This is a genomic window from Synergistaceae bacterium, assembly GCA_021372895.1.
Taxonomy (GTDB): domain Bacteria; phylum Synergistota; class Synergistia; order Synergistales; family Synergistaceae; genus JAJFTP01.
Genome location: JAJFTP010000024.1, coordinates 1 through 3,735 on the forward strand (window position 1 = coordinate 1; position 3,735 = coordinate 3,735).

The window sequence follows — 3,735 nt, forward strand, 5'->3', positions numbered from 1 at the left end:
TGCAACATTTGACAGGTCATTTCAGACAAGTTTATTCATGTATTTTTTAAATATTTTTTGTCCGCGCTGTCTCTATTCTCCCTCTTTAATCTTTGAACATAGCTATCTCTCCATCATTTTACTTTTTTAAAGGATGTAAAACCCTGTTTAGGTTTCTTATAGGCATATACACAAGATAATTATCAGAATAATCTTCCTTGTCAGAAAATATTTTTTAAATAGATCGTTGCATCCAAATCGGTTTTATTACATTTTTACCGCGCAGTTGATATACTTGATGTTGTAAATCTGGGAATATCAAAAGGAGGCTCTTTACCAATGCAGAAGGCGATAAAAATTACGGATTCAATTTACTGGATAGGCGGAAACGACCGTGAGACCGACCTGTTCGAGGGACTATGGACTCTCCCACGGGGAGTTGCTTATAACGCATATCTCATTAATGACAGAAAGACAGCTCTTGTTGATTCGATAAAAAGCGGAAACCTGACAGATTATATCGAAAGGCTGACCTCTATAATACCTGAAAACAGACAAATCGACTATTTGATCGTCGACCATATGGAACCGGACCATTCCGGCTCCATTAGAATGCTAAGACAGCTCTATCCGAATATGAAGATTGTCGGGAACAAAAAAACGATTGAGATGATCGATGCATTCTACCGCATCACTGACGGTTTCATTGAGGTAAAAGAGGGGGATGTGCTCGACCTGGGACATCATAAGCTCAAGTTTGCAATGATCCCGATGGTCCACTGGCCTGAGAGTATGATAACGTATGACACTACTGACAAAGTTCTCTTCTCAACCGATGCATTCGGCGGGTTCAGCGCGCTGGAGGCCGGTATCTTTGACGACGAGCTCGACATGAAACATTACGAATCTGAAACCCTGCGCTACTTTGCAAACATCATAGGGCGTTACTCTGTTCCTACACAAAAAGCCATTGCAAAAGTGCGTTCTCTTGATTTTAAGATCATCTGTCCTGCACACGGCCCTATACTACGTTCTGACCCAAAGCATATTGTGGACCTCTATGACAAGTGGAGCCGCCATGAGACGGAAGAAGGGGTCGTCGTGATCTACGGTTCTATGTACGGCAACACAAAGTTTATGACAGATGCCATCGCCCGCTCTATATCTGAAACAGGGATACAGAACGTAGTTGTCCATGACGTATCACGCTCGAACGTCTCGTTCATGGTACGCGATATATGGAAGTATCGCGGGCTGGTGCTTGGAAGCTGCACCTATAACACGGAGCTTTATCCTCCTATGGCACACCTCTGCCGCACTCTTTCAAACAAAATGATGAAGAACAGGATCCTCGGTATATGCGGCTCGTACAGCTGGAGTAAGGGCGCGCTGGCAGAACTTCAGATGTTTGCAGACAATGGAGGTGATTGGGAACTGATAGAACCATCGGTAGAGGTAAAATCCTGCCCGACAGAGGAAGACCTCGAACAGTGCAGGCTGCTCGGTAAAAATGTCGCGGAAGCGGTAAAGAAAAATGGAAACTGATCAGAGAGGGCAGAAAAACACACAGGGACAAAACTGAACTCAGCACAAACACCGGAGCCGGAAGCAGATGCTTCCGGCTCCCTATGGCTTATCTGAAAAACTACCGCTCCATCTCGTTTATATCAACTTTCGGTATATATTTCTTGAAAAGCTCCTTAAGTCCGTCTATCTGGCTCCTCTCAAAGAGGACTTTCCACCCAAGGACATCTCTCTCAAAAAATACCATTGTCTCGCTGCGCTTATACATTATGGTTATGAACTTTATATCTTCCCATTTCATTACTTCCCTGTGATGGGTGATCCAAGTGTGGGTCTCCTTCACAACACCTACGGGCGATATGTATATCAGTTTCTGGTACTTCAGCGCAAAGAAACTAGCAAGACCGATAAAGATATTAGCAGCCGCATTGTCCGTTATCCCAAGCGAGAAATATCTCCATAAAGTAGTTCCTAAGAGATAGACCCCTATTGCAACAAACGTCGCTGTCTTGAAATTACCGGCGATCATTCCCGATTTAGAGACAAGCAGCTTTTCAAGTTCAGGCAGTTTTACAGACAATTAATAATCTCCGCTGACTATGCCAGTTCCGCAGGACGGGTCTTGCCGCCGTGCACAGGTTCGCCGTCCTTGCCGCGCCAGAAGATGCCGATCCCCATGTAGGTCATGATAATAGCCACTATCGGGTTAAGATAGTTCAGGAACGCATACGGGGCGTACTGAAACGTCGGCACTCCGAGAACTGTGGTGTGGTACGCACCGCAGGTGTTCCACGGGATAAGAACGGAAAGAAGCGTACCGGCGTCTTCAAGCGAACGGGAGAGCATCCTCGGGTGAAGGCCCTTCTCTTCATAGGCAGGCCTGAACATTGTTCCCGGCATAGCTATCGAGAGGTACTGATCACCAAGGAAAATGTCGCAGACAAAGCAGGCCAGGATCGTAGCCGTTATCATCCCGCCGACTGACCTGATCGGCTTCATAATAGCTTCAAGCATAACTTTCAGGAATCCGCAGACATCCATCGAGAAACCAAATGTAAACGCGCATAGGATAAGCGAGATCGTCCAGTTCATAGACTGCAGACCGCCGCGCTCCATCAGTTTAACAATATCCTTGGCTGCAGCCAGAGCAACGTCGGGGGCAACGCTGATGCTGTTATCTGCAAGAAGTTTGGCGAGAGCAGCCGCATCTTCACCTGCACCTGCAATTTCGGCAGAGATCGCAGGCGAATAACCGTACTGCATTATATTGAGTATTTCGCCAATCCCTACGCCTTTGACCGCCGCAAAGATAATTGCGACGAAGATGCCGGCCCATAGACTGGGCAGAGCCGGTTTGCGCATAGCCGAAAGAATTATGACAACTAAAGGTGCGAGGAGCGTAAGCGGGTTGATCCAGAATTCCGCCTTCATAAGAGCCTGGATGGCAGCTATCTTTACAGTATCAAGCTGGCCGCCGGCATAGCGGAAACCGATGACGATCGTGATAACAGCGACTATGACGTAAGTAGGCCCCGTAGTCCAGCACATTGCCCTGATATGCTGGAAGAGGTCCGTTCCTGAAACTGCAGGCGCAAGGTTGGTCGTGTCGGAGAGCGGGGACATCTTGTCTCCGAAATATGCTCCGGAAATGATCACTCCTGCCGTCAGAGGGGCAGGAATGCCAAGTCCAAGCGCGATGCCCATAAGCGCGATGCCAACCGTTCCGGAGGTGCCCCATGAAGTACCGGTCGAGAGCGAGACTACGGAGCAGATGATCAGTGTTGCAAAGAGAAAAACAGATGGGCTCAGAATGGCCAGTCCATAATAAATCATGGTTGGCACAACTCCGCTGACTATCCATGTTCCGATCAGCGGGCCAACGGTATAGAGTATGAGGCATGCCTGCATACCTGTCATGATCCCGTCGATAATGCCTTTTTCAATTGTTGCATAATCATACTTAAGCACTACAACGCCGACCGCAATCGTAAGTATTGCTCCAAGTATAAGGGTGATGTGGATGTCAACTTCCCATACAAGAACACTTGCCGCAATCATTGCCGCAACAATTAGAAATATCCCAGCTGCCAACGCCAAAGAAGGTTTACGATGCTCCATGATTAGATATCTCCCCTTTCAGATTGTGTTGAAAATATTAGGAATAAGTACAAACAAAAGAACGTGAAAAGTAAGAATCAGCGATCAACCACCTCCGGATTACAAATGATAACC

Annotated in this window: 3 protein-coding genes; 1 reads left to right on the forward strand and 2 read right to left on the reverse strand. The window is 47.0% G+C overall.

Annotated features, from left to right (window positions below):
- The first annotated feature begins 318 nt into the window (after nt 1–318).
- A complete protein-coding gene (locus tag LLF78_02315) occupies nt 319–1,524 on the forward strand; it encodes an FprA family A-type flavoprotein (GenBank protein MCE5201335.1) in 1,206 nt (401 codons plus the stop codon).
- Between the two features lie 100 nt (nt 1,525–1,624).
- Here the strand turns inward: LLF78_02315 and LLF78_02320 are convergent, their stop codons facing one another.
- Both LLF78_02320 and nhaC read right to left on the reverse strand, forming a co-directional pair.
- The gene (locus LLF78_02320; protein ID MCE5201336.1) at nt 1,625–2,083 is read right to left on the reverse strand and encodes a hypothetical protein; all 459 of its coding nucleotides are present in this window, start codon (nt 2,081–2,083) and stop codon (nt 1,625–1,627) included.
- A 17-nt stretch (nt 2,084–2,100) separates the two neighbouring features.
- The gene (nhaC, locus tag LLF78_02325; protein MCE5201337.1) at nt 2,101–3,621 is read right to left on the reverse strand and encodes a Na+/H+ antiporter NhaC; all 1,521 of its coding nucleotides are present in this window, start codon (nt 3,619–3,621) and stop codon (nt 2,101–2,103) included.
- Between the last annotated feature and the right edge of the window lie 114 nt (nt 3,622–3,735).

Coding starts and splice junctions, on each gene's coding strand:
- nhaC (MCE5201337.1), bottom strand. CDS start 3,621: ATGGAGCATCGTAAACCTTCTTTGGCGTTGGCAGCTGGGATATTTCTA.
- LLF78_02315 (MCE5201335.1), top strand. CDS start 319: ATGCAGAAGGCGATAAAAATTACGGATTCAATTTACTGGATAGGCGGA.